The sequence below is a fragment of the Pseudomonas fontis genome (genome assembly GCF_028656955.1).
Taxonomy (GTDB): domain Bacteria; phylum Pseudomonadota; class Gammaproteobacteria; order Pseudomonadales; family Pseudomonadaceae; genus Aquipseudomonas; species Aquipseudomonas fontis.
In genome coordinates this window covers 16,711-40,315 of record NZ_JAMDGY010000089.1, presented here as the reverse complement: position 1 = coordinate 40,315, position 23,605 = coordinate 16,711, and the positions used below count along the sequence as shown (strand labels likewise).

Below are 23,605 nucleotides of genomic sequence, written 5' to 3'. Positions count from 1 at the left end.
ACCATACATTTGGTTACTTTTGCGCCGTCAAAAGTGACCCGCCGTAAGGGCGGAAGGGGCCGGAAATCAACAACAAAATCAAACGGATAAGCCAAAAAAGCCAAAAGCTTACGAGCCTTTCACGCTCGATCGCGCGACCAGCCCGCTCCCACATGCCAGCTCCTACACAGAATCACACCAGCTATGCGGACCTTACCGATTGGCATACCGCTGAGCCAACACCGCACACACCATCAACTGAATCTGATGAAAGATCATCAACGGCAGAATCATCGCGCCAATCGCCCCGCCGGCAAACAGCACCTGTGCCATCGGCACCCCGGTCGCCATGCTTTTTTTCGAGCCGCCGAACAAAATGGTGATGCGGTCTTCCAGGTCGAACCCCAACCATCGCCCCAGGCCTTGGGTACACCCCAGCACCACCGCCAGCAGCACGCAACACACCAGCCCCAGCGCCACCAGCCGTGACGACGGCACCGAGTGCCACAACCCGCTGATCACCGCGTCACTGAACGCCGTGTACACCACCAGCAGGATCGACCCCTGGTCCACGCTTTTCAGCCAGCGCGCATTGCGCGCCACCCACTCGCCAATCCAGCGTCGCGCCAATTGCCCGGCCACGAACGGCACCAGCAACTGCAAGACGATCTTGTACACCGCCTCAAGGTTCGAACCGCTGTCGCCTTCCACTCCCATCAGCAGCATCACCAGCAAAGGCGTCAAGACGATCCCCAGCAAGCTGGATGCTGCCGCGCTACAAATGGCCGCCGGTACATTGCCCCGCGCCAGCGAGGTAAAGGCAATCGCCGATTGCACGGTGGCCGGCAACGCACACAGGTACAGCACGCCCAGGTACAACTCATCCCCCACCAACGGCAGGAACAGCGGCTTGAGCAACCAGCCAAGCAGCGGAAACATCACGAAGGTGCAGCCAAACACCAGCAGGTGCAGGCGCCAGTGCCCTGCCCCGGCCGCCACCGCTTCACGCGACAACTTGGCGCCATGCATGAAGAACAACAGCCCGATCGCCAGATGCGTCAGCCACTCAAACACCACGGCCCCCACACCCTCGCACGGCAGGAAGGTGGCAATGGCGATCACGCCGAGCAAAGCCAAGGTAAAGTTGTCGAACAGCAACCGCAGGTATTTCATCGCGCATTCCGGCTTGTTGTTGGGAGGCCGGTGACGATAAGGTGTTGCCTCACTTCCGACTAACGACAAAAGCCCAGCAGTGTCGATGAAAGGACAAAAAAACGCGCCGCCCAGCCTGCAACTGAGCGAGCTGACCCGCCTGCCCCGCCCTGTCTATGGCCATGCCCAAGCCTTGCCGAACGTTGCCCTGGGTTACCGCCACCGACACCCGTGGGGCCAGCTATCGCATGCCACCCACGGCGTATTGCACGTGCAGACCGACGCCGGTCGCTACGTGGTGCCGCCACAGCGCGCCGTGTGGATTCCGGCCGGTGTGGCGCACAGCGTCAATTGCACCCAGGCCACCTGCATCCGCAGCCTGTACATCGAACCGCAAGTGATGATCTGGCCGTCCTCGGCGTGCCGGGTGATCAGTGTCAACCCGCTGCTGCGCGAGCTTATCCGCAGCTTCAGCGAGCTGCCCGTGGAATACGCCGTCGACAGTGCCGACGGCCGTCTGGTCGAGGTACTGGTAGACCAGCTGGGCGCTGCCGCCGAAGAACAGCTGATCCTGCCCATGCCCCGCGACAACCGCCTGCGCACCCTGTGCCGGCGCCTGTACAAGCACCCCGACGACAGCGCCAGCCTCACTGACCTGAGCCTGAAAGCCGGCGTATCCGAGAAAACCCTGAGCCGTTTGTTCCTCCACGAAACCGGCATGACCTTCCGTGCCTGGCGCCAGCGCATGCGCCTGCTCAGCGCGCTACCGGCGCTGGAGCGCGGCGAACGGGTGACCGACGTCGCCCTGGCCTGTGGCTATGAATCGCTGCCCGCCTTCATTGCCGCCTTCGGCAAACAGTTCGGCCTCACACCCGGCGCATTCCTGCGCCTGCACACGCCGCATTAGCCTGCTAGTATTGCGCCATCACCATGGAGTGGTTTTCTCAACAAAGGACCTGTCGTGTCAGCTCATCTCCTGATCCTTGCCAGCGCGGTCATCGTCTTCGCGCTCGGTACGTTGCACCTGATCTATACCTTCACCACCCGCAAATTCCACCCCCACGACCCGACCCTGGCGCAGCACATGCAGCAGGTCGCCCCGCGCATCACCCGCGAGACCAGCATGTGGCGCGCCTGGATCGGCTTCAATGCCAGCCACAGCCTGGGCGCCATGCTCTTCGGCCTGGTGTTCGGCGAACTGGCCATGGTGCATGGCGCGATGTTGCTCGGCGACCCGTTCCTGCTGAGCGCAGGCGGCCTGTTCCTCGCCAGCCTGCTGGTACTCGCCCGCCGCTACTGGTTCAAGATCCCGCTGATCGGCATCGCCTTGGCGCTGGTGCTGTACCTCACCGGAGCAAGCCTTGCGCTGAGTTGAACCCCTCATCAAGCAACACCTGACCTGCCGACACCTGTATCGAGAGCGCCCCATGAAGTTGCTTGCCGGATGCCTGCTGAGCCTGATCAGCCTGGCCTGTACTGCCACACCTCTACTGATGTTCACCGATGACCACCCGCCCCTGCACTACCAGCAGGGCGAGCAGATGGTCGGTTTCGGCGTGGATGTGGTGCAGGAACTGGCGCTGCGTGCCGGCGATGTTCTCGAGGTGCGCCAGGTGCCTTTCCTGCGGGCTATGCGCGAGGCCACCGAACGCACCAACCTCGGGGTGTTCACGGTGCTGCGCACGCCGGAGCGCGAAGACCAATATCAATGGGTCGGGCCGTTGATGGAGGTCGAGTCGGCACTGTATTCGGCCAAGGGTGAAGCGCGTCAGTTGCACTCGCTGGAAGAAGCGGGCGCGGTGGGCAGGATCGCCGTGCCGCGCAAATGGCTGGCCTATGAGTACCTCAAGCAGCAGGGCCTGACCAACCTGTACGGCGTCGAAACTCCAGAGCAGATGATGAACTTGCTGCGCCTGGGGCGCACCGACCTGGTGGTGATCGACAGCCTCAGCCTCAAGGCGCTGACCGAAGAGGTCGATATGGCGCCCAGCCAGTTGCGCCTGCAGCTGCCGCTGATGAAGCAAGGCAACTACATCGTCTTTTCCCTGCAAACCGACAAGCTGCTGGTGCAACGCTGGCAACAAGCCCTTGATGCGATGAAAAAGGAAGGCCGGCTCGCAGCGCTGGAACGACGCTGGCTAGGTGGCAAGTCGATGCCGAACTATGTGCTTGACCAGGCACATGCCAGCTATCCTTGCCGGTGCCCTGTCAGCCACCGAGGCAACTCTCCATGCAACGACTGACCGCCAAAGACTTTGCCCCCGAACTGCTCGAACTGTACGACTACTACGCCCACGGCATCATCAACCGTCGCGAGTTCCTCGACCGTGCGGCGGCATTCACCGTATGTGGCCTGACCGCTGGCGCCCTGCTGGCATCACTGAGCCCCAACTACGCGCTGGCCGAGCAGGTCGAATTCACCGACCCGGACATCATCGGCGAGTACGTCACCTACCCCTCACCCAACGGCCATGGCCAGGTACGCGCCTACCTGGTGCGCCCGGCAAAAGCCGTGGGCAAGGTGCCCGGCGTGGTGGTGGTGCACGAGAACCGTGGCCTGAACCCCTACATCGAGGATGTCACGCGGCGCTTGGCCAAGGCCGGTTTCGTCGCTTTGGCCCCTGATGGCCTGAGCTCGCTGGGCGGCTACCCCGGCAACGATGACAAGGGCCGCGAGCTGCAACAGAGCGTCGACCCGCAAAAACTGATGAACGACTTCTTCGCCGCTTTCGAATGGCTGACCCAGCACGACGCCACCACCGGCAAGGTCGGCATCACCGGTTTCTGCTATGGCGGTGGCGTAGCCAATGCGGCGGCCGTCGCCTATCCGGAATTGGCGGCCGCCGTGCCCTTCTATGGCCGTCAGGCCGACGCCAAGGACGTAGCGCGCATCAAGGCCCCCTTGCTGCTGCACTATGGCGAGCTGGATACACGCATCAACGAAGGCTGGCCGGCCTATGAGAAAGCCTTGAAGGCGGCCGGCAAGATCTACGAAGTACATTTCTACCCGGGCGCCAACCATGGTTTCCACAACGATTCGACACCACGCTACGACGAGGCTGCCGCAACCCTGGCCTGGGAACGAACCCTGGCGTGGTTCCAGCGCTATCTGGTCTAGTCAGCGCTTGCCGGGCTGATCGCCTGCAACCAGTCGATCAGCACCTGTAGCCGTCGCGGTACCGCCTCACGCGGCGGGTTTACCAGGTAGTAGTCATGGCGCCCCGGCTGGGTAAAGCCGCCCAGCGGCGCGATCAGTTCACCGCGCTCGAGAGGCCCCTGCACCAGGCGTTGGCGGCCCATGGCAACACCGGCATGATGGATCGCCGCCGTGACGCACAGGTCCGAACGGTCAAAACTCAGCCCACGCGGTGGCAACTGTTCAAGCAGGCCCTGCTGGCGGGCCCAGAGCTGCCATTCGGCATCGTACTGCGCGTTCTCCCAGGCCAGTGCGTCATGCAGCAAGGTGCAGTGGCGCAGGTTTTCCGGCGCGTCGAACAGCCCGTTGCGTTCGGCGTACTGCGGGCTGCACACCGGGGCGATGCGCTCGCTCATCAATTTGCGGCTGACCAGCCCGGGAAAATCGCCATCGGCATACAGTAGGGCCAGGTCGATGCCCTGCGTGCGAAAATCGATGGCGCCATTGCCCACCCGCAGGTCGAGGGCGATGTCGGGGTAGCGCTGATGAAAATCCGCCAACTGCGGCACCAGCCAGCACTGTGCCAGTGAAGGCCGGGCAAACAGCGCCACTGGCCCCGCCGGGGTGTCTTGCGCCGACGGTTGCAGGGCCTCGGACAGCTGCTCCATGGTGCCCTGCAGAATCGCGAACATCCGCTCGCCCTCAGCCGTGAGGCGCAGGCGGCGGGTCAGGCGTTCGAACAGGCGCAACCCCAGGGCGCGCTCCAGCCGGGCGATGCGATGGCTGACGGCACTGGCGGTCAGGCATAGCTCTTCGGCCGCCAGGGCAAAACTCAGGTGCCGCGCCGCCACCAGGAAGGTGTGCAGGTTGGCGAACTGCGCGCTGTTGAGCTGGGCGCTCAGTCGGGGTGGCAGGTTGAGCACGGCACCAGGGCCCTCGGTCTAGGTCGGACGGTTGCCCAGCAGTGTACGGCCCTGGGCAAGGTAGGCGTCCATTTCTTCATCCGGCACCATGCTGCCCCCGGTGCCCCACATGAGGTGGGTGGCGCGGGCCATGCGCGCCTCATCCAGGCCCAGACGCTGGCGATAGCCCTGGTGTTCCTGCAACACCCGCAGGTACCCCGGCAGGCCTGCCAGGGCGGAAGGCTCCAGGCGCAAGCCTTCGCAGGCCTCCAGCTGGGCCAGCCCTCGGTAAAGGTCTGCATCGCTGACGGTGTAATAGCCATCGATCAGGCGCTGCATGGCACGCCCGACAAACCCGGAGGGTCGGCCCACTGCCAGACCGTCGGCGGCGGTGACATTGTCGATGCCGAAATCGTAGACGCTCACCCCGTCGTGCAAGCCGGTGTACACCCCCAGCAGCATGCACGGCGAATGCGTCGGCTCGGCGAACAGGCAATGCACGGCGTCGCCGAACACCTGCTTCAAGCCAAAGGCCACGCCGCCAGGCCCACCGCCCACGCCGCACGGCAGGTAGACGAACAGCGGGTGTTGCTCGTCCACCACAATGCCCGCGGCGTGCAATTGCCATTGCAGCCGGCGCGCCGCCACGGCATAGCCAAGGAACAGGTTGAGCGAATTTTCGTCATCGACAAAATGGCACATCGGGTCGGCCGCTGCCTGTTCGCGGCCCTGCTCCACCGCCACGCTGTAGTCCGAGGCGTATTCGATCACCGTCACTCCGCAGCGACGCAGGCGGTCCTTTTTCCATTGCCGGGCATCGGCGGACATGTGCACGGTCGCCTTGAAGCCCAGGCGTGCACTGATGATGCCGATGGACAGGCCCAGGTTGCCGGTGGAACCGACGGCAATGCTGTACTGGCCAAAGAAGGCCCGCGCTTCATCGCTGTCGAGCTGGCTGTAGGGTTCGCCGGGCAGGATCAGGCCCGAGGCCAGTGCCAGGTCTTCGGCATGCTTGAGCACTTCATAGATACCGCCACGGGCCTTGATCGACCCGGAGATCGGCAGCAGGTTGTCGGCCTTGAGCCACAGCGTGCCTTGCGCGGGCACCTGGTGCTCAGCGCAGAGCACGGCGTGCAAAGCGCGCAGCGGGATCAATGGCGATTCGATGATCCCGGCCGTTGGCCGGGTTTCGGGAAAGGCTGACTGGATGAAGCTGGCAAAGCGTTCCAGGCGTGCGCTGGCATCGTCCACGTCGCCCAGGCTCAACGGTACATCGCCCAGGGCCTGTGCCGCCGGGGCAATGCCCGGGTTGAACCAGCTGAGCGGTTGCAGGCCGATCAGCTCGGCGATCAAGGGGTGGCTGTGCAGCCAGCTGTCGAGTGGACGGTCGAGGATCATGGGCTGTTCCGGGTGGGAAGACGGTGCGGCTATTAAGCGTTATCGCGCAGCGGGAAGACAAAGGATGATTTTTCAGCCGATGGATGACCGCAAATCACCTGTACATGGCTGTTTTTATTAATTTTTTATTCGCCTTGGGGTTCCCAAACGGGGAAAAGGTTGGTAAATTTGCGCCCACTTTCGCAGTGTCCCTCAGTGGACACTCACAGTAACAGGGGCGTCGCCAAGCGGTAAGGCAGCAGGTTTTGATCCTGCCATGCGTTGGTTCGAATCCAGCCGCCCCTGCCATTTTTTTTCTGCAAATTCCCAATTTCAAAACGTTGCCTGTAGCCGCTGCCGTCAGGCTGCGCTCGCCTGCAACGCAGGCGCCGCCTTTGGGAGCCCTTGCGGACTCCAGCGCAGCCTATCGGCAGCGGCTACAGCGTCGGCCTACATCTCGAAGCGATACCCCACCGTTACCGCCCAAGGCTGCTTGATCCCCTGGCCATCGGCATAGTCTGCCTGCAGCGATACCTGGTGCTTGTCACCAAGGTTCAGCACACCGCCAATTCCAACTTCGGCCCGATCACCTGGCAACGCGGCCTTGAGCTTATGGCCATTCACCCGTACCCGCGCATCGCCAGCATGCTCGCTGACCCAGCCGGCCTTCACATACGGCTGCAAGGTAACGCCCGCGCCCAGTGACACCTGCGTCCCGACCATCGCCCCGACCCGACTCTGCAAGGTATCAACCGCCCCGGCCTGCACCTGCAAGCCATTATCCTGGGTGTAATTGCCGCCCTTGATCCGCCCGGCAGACACCTGTATTTGCGGTTCGACGAACCACCCATGGTCCAACTCAAAGCGCTTGCCCACCTCCACGCTGGCACCATAGGCGTCGTTGTTGAATCGGCCGGTGCTTTTACCCCCCAGATTATCGAGCACCTCCACGCGGTTATCAAAACGGCTGTACTTGAACTGCGCCCCGACATACAGGCCGCTGGCATCCAGCCAGGCGCCATAGACGCCCAAGGTGCGACTGTCGACGGTGCCCTTGGTGCCTTCACCGAACTGCTGGCGTGACTCGCCTATGCCGATCAGGCCGCCGACGTACAGCGTACCGCCGTCATAGCTGATGGCTTTGTCGGCGCCAACCTGCACACCCTTGAGGGTCTGCTCGAATGCGCGGCTGGTCGAGGGGTCGAACTGCTGGTGCTGCTGGGTGCTCTTGACCCACACCCCGGCACCCTTACTCAAGCGCAGATCACTCATGTGCTGGCCAAGGCTGGCGGTCTCGGCACTCCACAATGCCGCGCGGGCGGTTTGCTGCGCGACGGCAGCATTGGCGCCTTTGCTCAGGGCAGCCGGCTGCGGTGCCACGACAACAGGTACTGACGGCTCAGGGTCGGGGTCCACTACTTCTAGAACCTCTGGAATCTCTGGAACCTCTGGAACCTCTGGAACCTCTGGAACCTCTGGAGTTTCAGGCTCGGGCGCACTGGCTTTGTTGATCAATACCCAATCATCACCGTCTTGCGCCAACACATAGCGAAACGCCCCGGCATCAACCGACCCGCCTAGCAGGGTGAAGCCACCAGGGCCACCATTGCCATCCACCAGCATCAAACGCCCTTCAGCCGCAGCGGGCTCATACCCGGTATCGGCAACCAACAGCGTCGAGTTACCCAGCGTCTGGCCCTGGATGACCAGTAAATCGCCCAACCCGGACGCCAGGTCGGTATTCATCAGAAAACGACCATCACCACTCAGGTCGCCCTGCACCAGTAACTGCTTGAAGCCCGTTGTCGGAGCAAAGGCCAGCGTGCCGAAGTTACTCAGGGAGTTGACCGAGGAGCTGTCGCTCAACAGCCACTGGCTTGAGTCGTCCACCGACACATCATTGCCATTACGAATGGCACCCGTCAGTACGCTGCCCCCGGCAAGACTGACATCGGTCGTGCTGAGTGCATCGCTGTTGATGTCGCCGGCCACCTGACTGTTCGTCAGACCAAGGCGGGTGAGCGCACCGTGGGTGGAGGAACCGGCAATGGCATTGAGCAACACCCCCCGTCCCGAACTGGCGCTGGTGTTGTTCAACTCCACGTCCAGTCGGCTACCTCGGTTGTTCAGCACGGCGCCATCAGCGCTGTGTACCCGCGCGTCCGTCAGGGTCAGGTTGCCCTGGGCCGACAGGTTGCCGGCCGATGCCGAGAGCACCATGCCGTTGCTGCCGGAGACGTTGATCGTCCCGCCCTGCACGGTAATATCACCACCATTGGCCAGTTGCAGTGCGTGTGCACTTTCCCCAGCCATGTTGATCGAGCTGTTGTCCAAAAAGACACTAGAGACAGGGCCGGTAACTGACACCCCTACGGCAAAGTTGCCGGCACTGATGACCTGCGAATCCCGCATCGAGCCCGATGCACCATTCAAGCTCCAGACGCCATAGGCGCCTTCGCCAGAAAGGTGCATCTGCATGCCATTCAAATCGAATGTGGCAGCGTTGGCGTTGATTCCGTCCACATTGCTCGTGATGACCCCTCCATTCATCTTCACCGAACCGCCGGACAGAATCGCAATGGCCGTGGCATTGGAGCCGTCCTCCTCTGTAGCAACGTTTGCCATCAGGGAGAGATCAGTCGCATTCAGCTGTACCTGTGCCCCCTCTTCTACCTTGAGCAAGTGAGAGTCTTCACCTTGCAGAACACTGTCCGTGACCGAGAACACGCTATCCGTGCCAGTGACCCAGACCTGTTGTTCGAACTGCGCGTCGTGGGCAGTGAGCTGCCCGCCATTTTCGACCTTAGCAGCCCCCAAGACCCCGGAAACGTCCTGATGTTCGCCACTGCCCACGACCAGATCGGCCGCATGCGCCACCCCCGCCTGGATCATGAGTGCAGCAATCAGCAGGTTGATCGGCTTGATTTGCCCCTTGAATCTACATTTCATTAAAAACTCCGGTTACCTGCGCCCAGGCATAAAGAACGGCCCCGCAAAGCGGGGCCGGGGTGGCTTGTAGGTGGACTTCCTGCGCGCATTGTGTGGAGCTGAAAGCAGCCTGACGCTAGCCTGTTTCCTCTTGAGTTGTAGTCCTTTTCCTACGGCGACGAATCGACATCATCCTCTTGACGGTATACCGCGATGGCCTCACCCAATTGCTCCATGGCCGTGCGCATCTGCGCCACCAATTGCACCAGGTTCGCCGGCTCCGAGCCCTGCTTGCAGGCACGCTCCAGCGCCTCGCAGGCCAGCACCAGCGAGTGCGCCTCGACGACGCGCGCGGCGCCGCGCACCCGATGGCCAAGGTCGGCCAGGGCACGCAGGTTGCGGGTGGCCAGGTTCAGGTCGAGACGTTCGAGGTCTTCGCGATTGCCCTTGTCCAGATCGTCCAGCAGCATCAACGTGGTTTCCCGATGCCCCTGGGTCAGCTTCTCGATATGGCTCAGGTTGATCGTGGAGGGCGAAACAGGCTGTTGCGCATCCACGGCCCAGGCTGATATTTCCGACGAGGCCCCTGCCAGTCGATCACCCAGACCCTTGAGGCTGATCGGTTTGAACAGGCAATCGTCCATGCCCGCAGCCAGGCAGCGCTCACGTTCCTCGACCTGGGCATTGGCCGACAAGCCCAGCAGCAGGCACGCGGGCTCGGTGCTGGCTGACTCGGCCTGGCGGATCGCCCGGCCAAGGGCATAGCCATCCATTACCGGCATGTTGCAGTCGGTAATCACCACGTCGAAGCCACCCTTGCGCCAGGCCTGCAAGCCGCTGGCACCGTCCTCGGCCATCACCACGCGGTGCCCCAGATAAGTCAGTTGCTGGGTCAGCAGCGTGCGATTGGCCGGGTGGTCATCGACAATCAGGATATTCAGGCAGCTTGCGGCGACTGACTGCTCCGAGGGCACTATCGACGCCTGCGCCGGGGCCAGCGGCAAGGTCAGGCTTACCTCCACCTGCGTTCCGCGCCCCAGCTCGCTGCTCAGGCTGAGCTGCCCACCCATCATTTCGCATAGTGTGCGACTGATCGCCAGGCCCAGCCCCGTACCACTGCGCGGTGACTGGCGGTTGCCACTGGCCTGGGTGAAGGGCGTGAACAAGCGCTGTTGATCGGCCTCGCTAATGCCCTCGCCGGTGTCCGTTACTAGCACGTGCAAGCGCAGCATGCCCGTGTCGGCACTGACGCCCCCGTGCACGCTGACCTGCACGCCACCCTGAGGGGTGAACTTGATGGCATTGCCGATCAGGTTCGACAGAACTTGCTTGAAGCGCAGTTGATCGACCGTCACCTCGCGCTCCACCTCACTGGCAAACGCCAGGTGCAGGTACAGCCCCTTCTGCCGCGCCAGCCCTTCGAACACTCGCACGGATGACTCCAACAGCTCGCGCAGGTTGGCCCGCTCGGGCATCAGCGACAGGTGCCCGGACTCGATCCGGGCAATGTCGAGGATATCGCCGATCAGGTGCAGCAGGTCCTGCGCGGCACCGGCCGCCACGTCCATCGAGAAATGGTCGACCACACCTTCGTCGGCACGCTTCTTGGCCAACTCGAGCATGCCGATCAGGGCATTCATCGGCGTACGGATCTCGTGGCTCATGGTCGCCAGGAAGGTGGTTTTCGCCCGGCTGGCGGCATCGGCTTGATCCTTCGCCACTTGCAGCTCGGCCACCAGGCGTTGCCGCTCACGGACCTGCTTGCGCAGGAAGTGCAGGCGCGCCAGCGTCAATACCAGCAGCACAGCCGCCACGGCGAAGCCCTGGAAGATCGTGTTGCGGTGCTTGCGCCAGTAGCTGTCATCCACCAGCACCTCACGGCGCCAGCGGTTGCTCAGGTTGGTCATTTCCTCGGGGGGAATGCTTAGCAGCGCCTTGTCCAGGATCGACAACAACTCTGGCGAGCCTCGCGCCGTGGCGAAGGTCACCTGCGCCGGCGTGGTGCCCACCGTGGAGTTGATTTCCAGCGCATCGCGGTAAAGGTTGGAAATCATGTAGCGGGCGCTGATCAGCGAAATGATTGCCCCGCTGACCCGGCCTTCGGCAACCTGGGCCAAGGCATCCACCGAGTCCCGCGCGTCGACGATACGAATGTCGGGGTACTGCTGCTTCAGGTAGTCGCTGGGGAAGTTGCCGCTGATCAACGCTACCCCCTGGCCGCGCAGCTCATCCAGTGAGCGCCAGTGACGGTCGGAGATCCGCGTGACCAGTACAAAGGAGTTGGTGAAGTAGGCACGGGTAAAGCTCAGGCGCGGCTGGCGCCCGGCACTGGGGATGAAGGCGGCGAGCATGTCGGCATTGCCCTGCTGCACCTGGTCGGCGATCTGCTGCACCGAGCCGCCCCGCTGCACGTCGAACTCCAGCCCGGTGCGCAAGCTGACGATGTCCAGCAAGTCGGCACTGATGCCGCGAAACTGCCCTTGTTCATTGAAGAAGGTAAACGGCAGGAAGTTGTCGTTGACCAGCACCTTGACCCTGGGATGGCCATGCACCCAGAGCTGCTCCGAGGCGCTCAGTTGCAGGCGGTGCTCACCTGGAATGCTCATGCCCCCGGCACTCCAGCGGCGCAGGATGATCAACTGCTCGCTGGCCGGGATGCTCTTCAGCGCCCGATCGATCAGGCCGCGCAAGGGCTGGCTGCCCCGGTTCAGGGCAAAGGAGAAGTTGGCCACCTCCATGCTGGCGAAGTTGGCCAGTTGGACGTTGTCCAGGTGGCTGGTATTGACCAGGTAGTTGGCGCCGATGGCGTTGCCCAGGTAGACATCGGCCTGACCGAACGCCAGCGCGCTGATGCCGTCCAGCGACGAGGGGTACAGCAGCAACTGGGCCTTGGGATAGAAGCGACGCACCAGCTCTGGCGGCAGGTAGTGGTACATCATGGCGATCTTCTTGCCGGCCAGGTCGGCACTGGGCAGGTTTTCCCCGAAGCGCGTGGTCAGCATCGGCTGATCGTTGGCATAGGGTGCCGACAAGCTCAGTGCATTGTCCTTGGCCTCGAAGGCATTGGCGGATGCCAGCACGTCGATCTCGCCGGCCTTGAGCGCGGCGATGGCGGCCGCGCGGTCCGGGTAGCGCAGCACCTGTACCCGGACCTGCAACAATTGCGCAATCAACGCCATATAGTCGGCGCTCAAGCCTTCGTAGTCATGCCCGGTGGTGACGATATCCAGCGGCGGATAGTCCGGCGCCGAGGTGCCCAGGCGCAGCGGCAGGTGCGCCTGCAGATAGTCACGCTCGGCCGGTGTCAGCGATAACGCATAGCCACTGACCGTGGATCGCCCGAGCAGCTGCAGCGGCTCGCCCCCACCCCAGGCAGGTGCCAGGCAAGCCAGGCTCAAGAGCACGCAGAGGCAGGTACGCACGAGTACGGCGTTCATGGCCTGGTTCAGAACAGCTGGTTGCGGCGGGCCAGGTCGGCCATGTCGATCACGCTTTGTACCTTGAGTTTCTCGACCAGGCGGGCCTTGTAGGTGCTGATGGTCTTGTTGCTCAACGACAGGACATCGCCGATTTCCTTGTTGCTCAGGCCGGTAACCAGGTGCTGGAGGATCATCAGCTCGCGGTCGGACAGACTGTCGATACGCTCGGCCTCACTGGCGTTGGCCTCGCTGCGCCTTACCGTGCTGACGGCTTCGCTGGGGAAATAGTGATAGCCCGACTGTACCGCCTGAACCGCCTTGCGCACATCCTCAAGGTCATTGCTCTTGCTCACGAACCCTGCTGCGCCGGCATTCATGCAGCGGCGCGCGTAGTAGCGCGCAGATTGCGAGGTCAGCACCAGCACCCTGGGGCGGGGTTTGAGGGTGCTCAGGCGGCCGATGACCTCAAGGCCATCCAGGCCCGGGATACCAATGTCCAGCACCATCAGGTCCGGCAACAGCGTGCGCGCCAGGTGCACCGCGTCGATGCCATTGTCGGTTTCGCCGACGACGTGCAGGTGTTCTTGTATCAACAGCAGCTTTACGCTTGCCCGAATGAACGGATGATCATCCACGACCAGGGCCTTTTGCATGAGAACCTCGAATGGGGCTGCGCGGGCTGCACGCAGTCATAGGGCATGACGAATGACTCAGGCATCACCGGTGCATGAAGTATAGATGGCGGGTGCCTGCGCCTGTCGCGCCGTGTGGCGCTCAGTGGACGCGCACGGCGAATGACAGCGATGCCGGTGCTCGGCGGCGAATTCTGACGGTTTTATCGCGGAGAAACTAACGCCTGTTTCCTAGCGAAACGTAGGAAACTTCCCAAGATGAACTGACTAAAAACGCGCCGTGCCCGGCTGATCCGATTTTGAGTCCACACGGTTGAGGTGGTAGCGTTTGCCCACTTGAATTCCGTGAGACGCCTTATGCACCCGTTCGGCCTGTACGCCTCTTCCGCCCTGCTTGCCTTCAGCTCATATGCCACGGCCGCAGACCTTGATAGCGTGGTGAATGCAGCGGCGCGCAAGCTCATGGCCGAGCAACACATTCCCGGCCTGGCGGTAGGGGTGATCGTCGACGGGCAGCAGCACTTGTACACCTTCGGTCACGCCGACCAGGCCAGCGGGCAAGCGGTCACCGCCGACACGCTGTTCGAAATCGGCTCGATCAGCAAGACCTTCACCGCCACCCTTGCCGCCTACGCCCAGGCCAACGGCAAGTTGGATCTGCAAGCCCCGGTGGCACGCTACTTGCCCGAGTTGCAGGGCCGCCCGTTCGGTGACGTGCGCCTGCTGAATCTGGCGACCCACACCAGCGGCGGGTTCCCCCTGCAGGTGCCCGACGCGGTGCAAAACCACGCTCAACTGATGGATTACCTCAAGGCCTGGAAACCCACCTACCCGACCGGCACCTACCGCACCTATGCCAACCCGAGCATCGGCATGCTCGCGGTGATTGCCGCCAAGGCGCTGGACACGCCATTCCAGCTGCTGATGGAGCAGCAGGTGTTCCCGCGGTTGGGCCTGAACAACACGTTCATTCGTGTACCGGCGGACAAACAGGCCAGTTATGCCTGGGGCTATGACAAGGCTGGTGCGGCGGTACGGGTGAGCCCTGGCGTGCTGGCGGATGAAGCCTACGGGGTGAAAACCAGTGTGCGCGACCTGCTGCATTTCGTTGAGGTGAACCTGGGGGCACCACTGGCTGACAAGGCCCTGGCGAGCGCAGTCAACACCACGCATACCGGGTATTTCAATACCGGGGCCATGGTCCAGGACCTGGTCTGGGAGCAGTACAGCTACCCGGTTGCGCTGCAAACGCTGATAGACGGCAATGGCAACAGCTGGGCACTGCAAAGCCACCCGGTGACGGCGTTAACACCGCCTATGGCACCGCGTCAGGACGTTTGGATCAACAAGACCGGCGCAACCAATGGGTTTGGTGCGTACGTGGCCTTTGTACCGGCGAAGCGGATGGGAGTTGTGTTACTGGCCAATAGCAATTACCCGAATGAACAACGGGTACGCTTGGCGCATGAGATCTTGAGTGCAGCAGAAAAGCCCTGACGATTTCGCCAGCACTGCCTCTGTGGGAGCCAGCCTTGCCGGCGATGAGGCCGGCAAGGCCATGATGAATCGGTGAGCGCGAGGCGCTCAATCGCCGGCAATGCCGGCTCCCACAAAAGCAGATGAACGCCCGTGTTAGTAGTAGGCGTTCTCTTTTTGCGAGTGGTCGGTCACGTCGCGTACGCCCTTGAGCTCTGGAATGCGCTCGAGCAAGGTCCGCTCGATGCCTTCGCGCAAGGTCACGTCGGCCTGGCCACAACCCTGGCAGCCACCACCGAATTGCAGCACGGCAATGCCGTCTTCGACCACTTCAATCAGGCTGACCTGGCCGCCGTGGCTGGCCAGCCCCGGGTTGATCTCGGTTTGCAGGTAGTAATTGATGCGCTCGTTGACCGGGCTTTCATCGTTGACCATCGGCACCTTGGCGTTTGGCGCCTTGATGGTCAACTGGCCACCCATGCGGTCCGTGGCGTAGTCGACCACGGCGTCCTCAAGAAACGGCACGCTGACCGCATCCAGGTAGGCGGTGAAGCTCGCCAGGCCCAGCGCGGTGTCTTCAGGTTTTTCTTCACCCGGCTTGCAATAGGCAATGCACGTCTCTGCGTACTGGGTGCCCGGCTGGGTGATAAAGATGCGAATGCCAATACCCGCTGTGTTCTGCTTGGACAGCAGATCAGCCAGGTAATCATGCGCGGCGTCGGTAATAGTTATGGCGCTCATGGAAGTTCCTCACAGACTTGTCGGCCAGTTTACGCCAACCTGGCCGCTGAACAAAGTCCTAGTAATTTTGTCGGGAAAGCCTACAGGTTCTCGTAGCGGTTCATGTCCAGCACGCCGGCCTCGACCGGGTCGGTCTCCTGAATGTAAGTGCTCAGGTCATGGAAGTACTGCCAGAACTGCGGGTGGCTGCGGCGCACGCCCCAGCGCATGACGATGCGCTCGAACCTGGCGGGGTCATCGCGCGCCGCTTCCATGTCCTCGACGAACTCCGGCACGTCGGCCACCGGGATGTTGAACATGAAGTTCGGGTAGCTGCTGAGCACCCCCGGGTAGATGGTCAGGGTGTCCAGGCCCGGCTGGTAGCGGTAGGCCTCGCCCAGCATGAAGGCGACGTTGCTGTGCGCGCGGTTGCGCAACATGCTGTAGACCTGACGTTCACCGCCCGGCCCTTCGATGCGCAGCATGGTCGCTTCCGGCAACTGGTCGATCACCTTCAGGCCCGCGGCCGGGCGCGACGCCAGGCGGCTCAGGGACTGCTCGACGTCACGGAACGCCTCGCTCATCTGCGGGCGCGAGCAATACGCGCCGGTGCAACGGTTGATCGGGTCTGGCGAAGCGTTGAGACTGCCGGTGCGCTGGATCAGCTTGAGGCCGAAGTCGCGCTGCGCATGGTGACGGTCGAGTTTCAGGGCGCTCGGGGTATCGGTGTCGATGTCCTCGTAGTCCATCCACATTTTCACCTTGCCGCTGTTCTGGTACCAGTCGCTGAGGATCTTGCCGCGCTCGTCGGCCGGCATCAGGCGCAGGAAGTTGACCTCTGCGCCATTGCGGATCAGGTCGAAGTACAAGCGGGTCTGGGCCTGGTGCGAGACGTTGCCATACACATCGAAGTTCACCGCCAGCTGGTAATAGGTGCGCTCCAGCAGCGGGTAGTCGAACAGCCACAGGGTCTGTGGCACGTCACCGATCAGGCCCTTGGTCACCGAGGCGCTGTCGAAGTGGCGGAAGATGCTCAGCAAGGCGTTGTCATTGCCGGCCCACAGGGTCGACCAGCTCGGCGGCGGCGCATCAGCATAGGCATCGCGGCGCAACGCCTCGTATTCGTTGCGCTTGTCGCGGTAGGTATGCCACAGGGTCAGGATGCTGCCGACATCGTCGATCTGCCCCGGCATCGCCAGCAGCGGCGTGGCCTTGCCACGGTATTCGGCATCGGTCAGGTAGCGATCATGGGCTGGCTCCTGGAACATCGCCCAGAAGTTGTCGCGGATCACGTCCGTGGCGATCTGGCCACGGCACACCGGGCCGCGAATAAAGGTGCGCACGAAGTATTCGGCGTTATCCAGCATGAACTGGTAACGGGCCACCGCCGGGATCGCCTCGAAGGTCTCGAACGGGTTGGCGCGGTGACGCGGGCCGTAGCCCGGCAACGCCGAGGCGTGCCAGTCGCCGCTGTAGAACAGCTGCTTCACGCGCTTGAGCTTATGTGGGCCCATTGGGTAGGTAATGTGGGTCTTGTGCACGATCACGCCCTGCACGGGCATCAACCGATAGTAGAAGTCGGTACCCGGCGGATCGTTGGGCCGGCGCGTGGCGATCAGGTCAATCGGCTGGCCACTCGGTGTGCGCGAGCGCACCCACTGGAAGAAGTGCCCCGGCTCGCCACCCACGAAATGGATGTGCGCCAGGAACAGGTGCTCATACAGCCAACGAGCTACCAGGGCCTCGGATGAGCCCGGGCGGTTGAGCAGGTTTTCCCACTCAGTGATCTGCGCAGCTTCGCCGGCGCTCGCCTGGATCGGGTTGCTCTCCACCGGGGCACCGGCGGCCAGCCAGCGCTGCAGGGTCTGATACTCGGCGTCGGTGAGGCCGGTCACGGCCAGCGGCATGCCCTCCTTGGGGTGGGCGCCGGCATAACCGTCGAATTCGCCGGGCAGCGGGCACATGTTGGCGCGGTTCAACCCCAGGACGATCTCTTCGGGCAGCTTGGCATTGGGCGTCAGCGGGGCCTTGTGGCCCAGCTCGAGCATGCGCGCCATCAGTGCCGCCTGGCTGCCCTGGTTGTCCAGCACCGAATAGAAGCCCTTGCGCTGCCAGGCCTCGGTGCTGTTGGCGTCGTAGAACAGCCGCGTCGGTGCCACCGCCGTGCTGCGGTCGCCCTGGTACACCGGGACTTTCGAGGCGCCACGGGCAACCCCTTCGGCGCTGCCCAGGTTGAGCTGGCAGGCCGCGTCGTTACAGGCGTGGCAGGCTACGCACTTCTCGGTAAAGATCGGCTGGATGTCCCGGGTATAGGAAATTGTCGGGGTCGATTGCGGGGCTTGCGCTAGCGCCACGCCGCTGATGAGCAGGGCGAACGCGCCGGCAAGTAAACGATGCACCATGTGCCAAATGTCCTGGGTGTTGAAAGCTTCACGATTCTACCGGTGGCGGCGACACACCAACATGAATGAAATTCATGTAAATCCTCGGCACGTCTAAAACCGCGCAACTTTGTTATGATTCCGCAACTTTTGCAATTGCCCGACCAGGTAGTCCTTAATGTCCGACCGCAGCGCTCGTTCCCAAGCACTTCAGCACGCACTCAAAGAGCGCATCCTGATTCTCGATGGCGGCATGGGTACTATGATCCAAAGCTACCGCCTCGAGGAACACGACTATCGTGGCACGCGCTTTGCCGATTGGCCAAGCGACGTCAAGGGCAACAACGATTTGCTGCTGTTGTCGCGCCCCGATGTGATCGCCGCGATCGAGAAAGCCTACCTGGATGCCGGCGCCGACATCCTCGAAACCAACACCTTCAACGCCACGCAGATTTCCCAGGCCGACTACGGCATGGAAGCGCTGGCCTACGAGCTGAACCTTGAGGGCGCGCGCATCGCCCGTCAGGTGGCCGACGCCAAGACCCTGGAAACCCCGCACAAGCCGCGCTTCGTCGCCGGCGTGCTGGGCCCTACCAGCCGGACCTGCTCGATCTCCCCTGACGTCAACGACCCGGGTTATCGCAACGTCACCTTCGACCTGCTGGTGGAAAACTACGTCGAGGCCACCCGTGGCTTGATCGCCGGCGGCGCCGACCTGATCCTGATCGAAACCATCTTCGACACCCTCAACGCCAAGGCGGCGATCTTTGCCGTGCAGCAGGTGTTCGAGGACGACGGCGTCGAACTGCCGATCATGATCTCCGGCACCATCACCGACGCCTCCGGCCGGACCCTCTCCGGGCAGACCACCGAGGCGTTCTGGAACTCGGTGCGCCACGCCAATCCGATCTCCGTCGGGCTGAACTGCGCCCTGGGTGCCAAGGACCTGCGCCCGTACCTGGAAGAGCTCTCGACCAAGGCCGGCACCCACGTTTCGGCGCACCCGAACGCCGGCTTGCCGAACGCCTTCGGTGAATACGACGAAACCCCGGCCGAGATGGCCGTGGTGGTCGAGGAGTTCGCTGCCAGCGGCTTCCTCAACATCATCGGCGGTTGCTGCGGCACCACCCCCGGGCATATCCAGGCGATTGCCGAAGCCGTGGCCAAGTACCCGCCGCGGGTGATTCCAGAGATCCCCAAGGCTTGCCGCCTGTCGGGCCTGGAACCCTTCACCATCGACCGCAACTCGCTGTTCGTGAACGTCGGCGAGCGTACCAACATCACCGGTTCCGCCAAGTTCGCCCGGCTGATCCGTGAAGAGAACTACACCGAGGCCCTCGAAGTCGCCCTGCAGCAGGTCGAGGCCGGCGCCCAGGTGATCGACATCAACATGGACGAAGGGATGCTCGATTCCCAGGCGGCCATGGTCAAGTTCCTCAACCTGATCGCCGGTGAGCCGGACATCTCCCGCGTGCCGATCATGATCGACTCCTCCAAGTGGGAAGTGATCGAGGCAGGCCTGAAGTGCATCCAGGGCAAGGGCATCGTCAACTCGATCTCGATGAAGGAAGGCGTCGAGGCCTTCAAGCATCACGCCAAGTTGTGCAAGCGCTACGGCGCCGCCGTGGTAGTGATGGCCTTCGACGAAGTCGGCCAGGCCGACACCGCCGCGCGCAAGCGCGAGATCTGCAAGCGCAGCTACGACATCCTGGTCAACGAAGTCGGCTTCCCGGCCGAAGACATCATCTTCGACCCGAACATCTTCGCCGTGGCCACCGGCATCGAAGAGCACAACAACTATGCCGTGGACTTCATCGAAGCCTGCGCCTACATCCGCGACCACCTGCCCTACGCGCTCACCTCGGGTGGCGTGTCCAACGTGTCGTTCTCGTTCCGTGGCAACAACCCGGTGCGTGAGGCGATCCACTCGGTGTTCCTCTACCACGCGATCCAGAATGGCCTGACCATGGGCATCGTCAACGCCGGCCAGCTGGAGATCTACGACGAGATCCCACCGGCGCTGCGTGAGCGGGTCGAAGACGTGGTGCTCAACCGCACCCCGGAAGGTACCGACGCCCTGCTGGCGATTGCCGACGACTACAAGGGTGGCGGCGCGATCAAGGAAGTCGAGAACGAAGAGTGGCGCTCGCTGCCGGTCGGCAAACGCCTGGAGCACGCGCTGGTCAAGGGCATTACCGCCTTCATCGTCGAAGACACCGAGCTGTTCCGCCAGCAATGCGCGCGCCCGATCGAAGTGATCGAAGGCCCGCTGATGAGCGGCATGAACATCGTTGGCGACCTGTTCGGTGCGGGCAAGATGTTCCTGCCCCAGGTGGTCAAGTCGGCGCGGGTGATGAAGCAGGCCGTGGCCCACCTGATCCCGTTCATCGAAGAAGAGAAAGGTGACAAGCCGGAAGCCAAGGGCAAGATCCTCATGGCCACGGTGAAAGGCGACGTGCATGACATCGGCAAGAACATCGTCGGCGTGGTACTGGGCTGCAATGGCTACGACATCGTCGACCTGGGCGTGATGGTCCCGGCCGAGAAGATCCTGCATGTGGCACGTGAGCAGAAATGCGACATCATCGGCCTGTCCGGGCTGATTACCCCGTCGCTGGACGAGATGGTCCACGTAGCCCGCGAGATGCAGCGCCAGGACTTCCACCTGCCGCTGATGATCGGCGGCGCGACCACCTCCAAGGCCCACACGGCGGTGAAGATCGAGCCCAAGTACAGCAACGATGCGGTGGTCTACGTCACTGACGCCTCGCGTGCGGTGGGTGTGGCGACGCAGCTGCTGTCCAAGGAGCTGAAAGCCGGTTTCGTCGAGAAGACCCGCCTGGACTACATCGAGGTGCGCGAGCGCACGGCCAACCGCAGCGCGCGCACCGAGCGCCTGACCTATGCCCAGTCGATTGCGGCCAAGCCCAAGTACGACTGGACGGGTTACCAGCCAGTGGTGCCGAGTTTTACCGGGGCCAAGGTGCTGGAGAACATCGACCTCAAGGTGCTGGCCGAGTACATCGACTGGACGCCGTTCTTCATTTCCTGGGACCTGGCCGGCAAATACCCGCGCATTCTCACCGATGAAGTGGTGGGTGAAGCGGCCACTTCGCTGTTCGCCGATGCCCAGGAAATGCTTGCCAAGCTGATCGACGAGAAGCTGATCAGCGCCCGCGCGGTGTTCGGCTTCTGGCCGGCCAACCAGGTGGCGCATGACGACATCGAGGTGTATGGCGACGACGGCCAGCCGTTGGCGCGTTTGCATCACCTGCGCCAGCAGACCATCAAGCCGGACAACAAGCCGAACTTCTCCCTGGCCGATTTTGTCGCGCCGAAGGACAGCGGCGTGACCGACTATGTCGGCGGGTTCATCACCACGGCCGGCATCGGTGCCGAGGAAGTGGCCAAGGCCTACCAGGACAAGGGCGACGACTACAGCTCGATCATGGTCAAGGCGCTGGCCGACCGTTTGGCCGAGGCGTGTGCCGAGTGGCTGCACGCGCAGGTGCGTAAGGATTATTGGGGTTATGCGAAGGATGAGCACCTGGACAACGAGGCGCTGATCAAGGAGCAATATGCCGGTATCCGCCCTGCCCCGGGCTACCCGGCTTGCCCGGACCATACCGAGAAAGGCACGTTGTTCGAGCTGCTTGATGGCACGGCGATCGGTGAGTATGGCGCCAGTGGCGTGATGCTCACCGAGCACTACGCGATGTTCCCGGCGGCGGCGGTCAGTGGTTGGTACTTTGCCCATCCGCAGGCGCAGTACTTTGCCGTGGGCAAGGTCGACAAGGACCAGGTGCTCAGCTACACCGAGCGCAAGGGCCAGGACCTGGCCGTGAGCGAGCGCTGGCTGGCACCCAACCTTGGGTATGACAACTGATCTGAGCTGACATCATCGCCGGCAAGGCCGGCTCCCACAGGGCCTCAAGGTGCATGCAGCCTCTGTGGGAGCCGGCCTTGCCGGCGATGGGGCCTGAACAGCCCCCACAGGAACCGCTAGATCACTGCCCCCAGTGTGCTTCGCTGCTCTGCAACGCCGAAGCAATGGTCGACAGCTTGCTGTCCGGCAAGGTATCCGGCAGCAGGTCAGTCCCCGAACTCACATACAACTGCGCATACGCATTACGCAGTTCGGCATACGACAAGTCGCGCTTCAACTGCGTCTGCAGGTTGTTCAGCTCGCCCTGGATCAACTCCAGCTCACCAATATTCTGCGTCTGGTAGCGGTTACGCAGCTGCTCGGCAATCTGCCCATCCAGCGCCGCCAGCTCTTCGCTGGTACGGAACTGTCGCGCCGCCTCGTTGTAGTTGGCGTTGGCCACATACAACTGCGCCAATACCGCCATCGACATCGCCTGACGCCGCGCCGCCGCCACATCTTCGCCAGCCTTGGCGACCTTGATCGCCGCCGGAGCGGACAGCACGTTGAACAGGTTCCAGGTGATCTTCACCCCGTAATCCGCCCAGCTCTGGTTGACCAGGAACGAGTTGCTGTCGTAATGCCCACCCACCGAGAACTCCAACCCCGGCAGCAAACGCAGCATCGCCTTGCGGGTTTCCGCCGCGGTGATACGCGCCTGGTAATCCTGCTCGCGCAGTTCCGGACGGCTGGCCAATGCCTGCTGCTCCAGCTTGCTGAAGTCCGCCTTGAACTGCGGCACCACATAGCCCTGTTCCGGCGCCAGGGTGAAGTTGGTGTTCAGCGGCAGGTTGATCAGCGCCGCCAGTTCGGTCTTGGCCAATGACAACGCCCGACGCTGCTCTTCCAGCTGGCGGGTCGCTTCGATCAGCGCCCGCTGATAGCTCAGCGATTGCACCGGGTCACCGATCCGCTGGCTACTCATGTGCTGGCTGTTGTCCCGCGCCACCGCGACCCGGCCCATCAGGCTGTCGATCTGGTTCAGCAAGCGCTCCGCGGCCACTGCCCGCCAGTACGCCGAACGCACGTCCTGGGTGATGGTGTGGATCACCTTGCGCCGACGCTCCTGCAGAATCAGGCGCTGGTCGGCCTGCTGCTTGGCGCTGACATAGCTGACACCGAAGTCCAGCACGTTCCACACCATGGTCAGGTCGGCCACGTCACGGTCACGGTCCTGGGAGGTCGATGGCTCCAGGGACTGGGTGCCGGTGCGCACGCTCTGGCTGCTGGAGGCGTTGACGTTGTCACGCCCGGCATAACCGGCTTCCATGGCCATGCGCGGCAACATGTCGAACTGGGCGAGGTCGACCTGGCGCTTGGCCAGGGCTTCCTCCATGACTTTCAAGCGTGCTTCAAGGTTGTACTTCACCGCCCGCGCCATGGCCTGGTGCAAAGTCAGCGGGCCGCCAATCGGCTCCTGGTCCTTGAACATGCTGGCCAGGTCGCTGCGAGCGCGGTCCTGGCTGACGCTTTGGTCAATCGGTTCACTGGTCACCGCACAACCGCTGATTGCCAGCGCCAGCAAGCTGGCGCTGAACAGTTTCTGTGATTTTTTCATCCTTGGGCCGCCCCCTGGTA

General features: G+C 62.8%; 15 protein-coding genes and 1 tRNA gene. 7 read left to right on the top strand and 9 right to left on the bottom strand.

Going from position 1 to position 23,605, the window contains the following annotated elements; translation table 11 throughout:
- Positions 1-192 precede the first annotated feature (192 nt).
- Entirely contained in the window at positions 193-1,152 is a 960-nt protein-coding gene (locus M5G11_RS23075; RefSeq protein WP_273913598.1) for a bile acid:sodium symporter family protein, read from the bottom strand.
- Between the two features lie 85 nt (positions 1,153-1,237).
- Between M5G11_RS23075 and M5G11_RS23070 the strand changes: the two genes are divergently transcribed.
- From M5G11_RS23070 to yghX, 4 genes are read left to right on the top strand one after another with little or no spacing between them, the layout of a single operon-like run.
- Positions 1,238-2,038 (top strand): AraC family transcriptional regulator, encoded by an 801-nt coding sequence (locus M5G11_RS23070; RefSeq protein ID WP_273913597.1) that lies wholly within the window; start codon positions 1,238-1,240, stop codon positions 2,036-2,038.
- A gap of 54 nt (positions 2,039-2,092) precedes the next feature.
- Positions 2,093-2,506, top strand: coding sequence for an LIC_13387 family protein (locus tag M5G11_RS23065; protein WP_273913596.1), 414 nt, complete (start codon positions 2,093-2,095; stop codon positions 2,504-2,506).
- A gap of 52 nt (positions 2,507-2,558) precedes the next feature.
- Positions 2,559-3,374 (top strand): substrate-binding periplasmic protein, encoded by an 816-nt coding sequence (locus M5G11_RS23060; RefSeq protein ID WP_273913595.1) that lies wholly within the window; start codon positions 2,559-2,561, stop codon positions 3,372-3,374.
- Entirely contained in the window at positions 3,362-4,249 is an 888-nt protein-coding gene (yghX, locus tag M5G11_RS23055; RefSeq protein ID WP_273913594.1) for a YghX family hydrolase, read from the top strand. Before M5G11_RS23060 ends, yghX begins: the two co-directional genes overlap by 13 nt.
- Here the strand turns inward: yghX and dsdC are convergent.
- A complete protein-coding gene (dsdC, locus tag M5G11_RS23050) occupies positions 4,246-5,190 on the bottom strand; it encodes a DNA-binding transcriptional regulator DsdC (RefSeq protein WP_273913593.1) in 945 nt (314 codons plus the stop codon). The genes yghX and dsdC overlap by 4 nt on opposite strands.
- An 18-nt stretch (positions 5,191-5,208) precedes the next feature.
- Positions 5,209-6,567 (bottom strand): D-serine ammonia-lyase, encoded by a 1,359-nt coding sequence (locus M5G11_RS23045; RefSeq protein ID WP_273913592.1) that lies wholly within the window; start codon positions 6,565-6,567, stop codon positions 5,209-5,211.
- Between the two features lie 213 nt (positions 6,568-6,780).
- Between M5G11_RS23045 and M5G11_RS23040 the strand changes: the two genes are divergently transcribed.
- Positions 6,781-6,855, top strand: a tRNA-Gln gene (locus tag M5G11_RS23040).
- A gap of 141 nt (positions 6,856-6,996) precedes the next feature.
- Here the strand turns inward: M5G11_RS23040 and M5G11_RS23035 are convergent.
- The 3 genes from M5G11_RS23035 to M5G11_RS23025 form a co-directional block, all read right to left on the bottom strand.
- The gene (locus M5G11_RS23035; RefSeq protein ID WP_273925381.1) at positions 6,997-9,495 is read right to left on the bottom strand and encodes an autotransporter outer membrane beta-barrel domain-containing protein; all 2,499 of its coding nucleotides are present in this window, start codon (positions 9,493-9,495) and stop codon (positions 6,997-6,999) included.
- Between the two features lie 149 nt (positions 9,496-9,644).
- The gene (locus M5G11_RS23030) at positions 9,645-12,911 is read right to left on the bottom strand and encodes a transporter substrate-binding domain-containing protein (protein ID WP_273913590.1); all 3,267 of its coding nucleotides are present in this window, start codon (positions 12,909-12,911) and stop codon (positions 9,645-9,647) included.
- A gap of 8 nt (positions 12,912-12,919) precedes the next feature.
- Positions 12,920-13,546: a response regulator transcription factor gene (locus M5G11_RS23025; protein WP_273913589.1), complete on the bottom strand. Its 627-nt coding sequence runs from the start codon at positions 13,544-13,546 to the stop codon at positions 12,920-12,922.
- A 336-nt stretch (positions 13,547-13,882) separates the two neighbouring features.
- Between M5G11_RS23025 and ampC the strand changes: the two genes are divergently transcribed.
- The gene (ampC, locus tag M5G11_RS23020) at positions 13,883-15,022 is read left to right on the top strand and encodes a class C beta-lactamase (RefSeq protein WP_273913588.1); all 1,140 of its coding nucleotides are present in this window, start codon (positions 13,883-13,885) and stop codon (positions 15,020-15,022) included.
- A 135-nt stretch (positions 15,023-15,157) separates the two neighbouring features.
- Here ampC and nfuA read toward each other — a convergent pair whose 3' ends face one another.
- Together nfuA and M5G11_RS23010 are read right to left on the bottom strand one after the other, a co-directional pair.
- The gene (nfuA, locus tag M5G11_RS23015) at positions 15,158-15,742 is read right to left on the bottom strand and encodes a Fe-S biogenesis protein NfuA (RefSeq protein ID WP_273913587.1); all 585 of its coding nucleotides are present in this window, start codon (positions 15,740-15,742) and stop codon (positions 15,158-15,160) included.
- Between the two features lie 80 nt (positions 15,743-15,822).
- Complete coding sequence (locus M5G11_RS23010) at positions 15,823-18,123, bottom strand: fatty acid cis/trans isomerase (RefSeq protein WP_273913586.1); 2,301 nt, start codon at positions 18,121-18,123, stop codon at positions 15,823-15,825.
- Positions 18,124-18,280: 157 nt separating this feature from the next.
- Here M5G11_RS23010 and metH point away from each other — a divergent pair, with 157 nt between their 5' ends.
- The gene (metH, locus tag M5G11_RS23005; protein WP_273913585.1) at positions 18,281-21,988 is read left to right on the top strand and encodes a methionine synthase; all 3,708 of its coding nucleotides are present in this window, start codon (positions 18,281-18,283) and stop codon (positions 21,986-21,988) included.
- A gap of 121 nt (positions 21,989-22,109) precedes the next feature.
- Here the strand turns inward: metH and M5G11_RS23000 are convergent, their stop codons facing one another.
- Positions 22,110-23,585, bottom strand: a complete 1,476-nt coding sequence (locus M5G11_RS23000; protein ID WP_273913584.1) for a TolC family protein — start codon at positions 23,583-23,585, stop codon at positions 22,110-22,112.
- Positions 23,586-23,605: the final 20 nt, after the last annotated feature.